This window comes from Vibrio sp. 1562, from assembly GCF_033340155.1.
GTDB lineage: Bacteria > Pseudomonadota > Gammaproteobacteria > Enterobacterales > Vibrionaceae > Vibrio > Vibrio alginolyticus.
Window position 1 is genome coordinate 1 of record NZ_JAWOVY010000138.1, and the last position, 981, is coordinate 981.

The window sequence follows — 981 nt, forward strand, 5'->3', positions numbered from 1 at the left end:
TCCAGCCTAGAGCACGATTTCTTGACTTGATTGGTACAGGGAATCGTTTTTCTACTTTCCACCAGCGCCAGAGCGTCTTAGGGGAGCGTCCCATGATTGCTGATACTTCTTTGACGGTTAGTAATCTATCAAATGGTTTGTTTACTAAGGTGTGCATATATTTTCCTCTTTGTGTGTGTTGAGGATCTATACGTTGCCATTGAGAATTGTTTGTGCATATTTCGGAGCATTCCGATCAGTCATTTCGGGATTATCCGATCACCCATTTCGGTTTAAACCGATCACTGATTCCGCGATTATCCGATCACTTTTAGCCTAACTCCGAAATCGGTGATCGGAATAGCGAAAACCCCGATCGGAATGCCCGAAATCCTTCCTTTTTCTCTTTTAAATCAATAGCTCGCTATTCTTTACTTCTTAAACAAGAACGTAAGGAAGCGACAATGGCCAAAAAGAGAACTCCAATGAACAAAATCAAAGAGGTATTACGCCTTAAGTACGACTGCGGTCTCTCCAATCGTGGTATCGCTTCTTGCTTGAAACTCGGCCCGTCCACCATATCGGAACTCCTGACTCGCTTTAAACAAAGCCAACTTGGCTGGCCTCTACCCGAAAGTTGCAGCGATGCTGATCTCACGCAAGCGCTGTATCACAGCAAGAAAGCCAGTCGCGATAAAGTCATGCCAGACTTCACTCAATACGCAGTCGAACTCAGACGTAAAGGCATGACGAAGATGCTGCTCTGGCAGGAATATCATGAGCAATATCAAGAGCAAGCTTACGCTTACACTCAGTTCTGTGAGCACTTCACTCGCTGGTTCAAAACCCAAAAGCGCAGTATGCGTCAGCTCCATGTTGCAGGTGATAAGCTGTTTATCGATTACTGTGGGCCTCGGCTTCAAGTGGTCAACCCTGATACAGGTGAAGTGCGCGAAGCAGAAGTGTTCGTGGCGACCTTAGGAGCGTCCAATTACACCTATG

Annotated in this window: 1 pseudogene; it reads left to right on the forward strand. The window is 46.1% G+C overall.

From position 1 onward, the window contains the following. Window positions 1-443 precede the first annotated feature (443 nt). Window positions 444-981: pseudogene (locus tag R7Z49_RS23735) on the forward strand (IS21 family transposase); the annotation flags it as partial.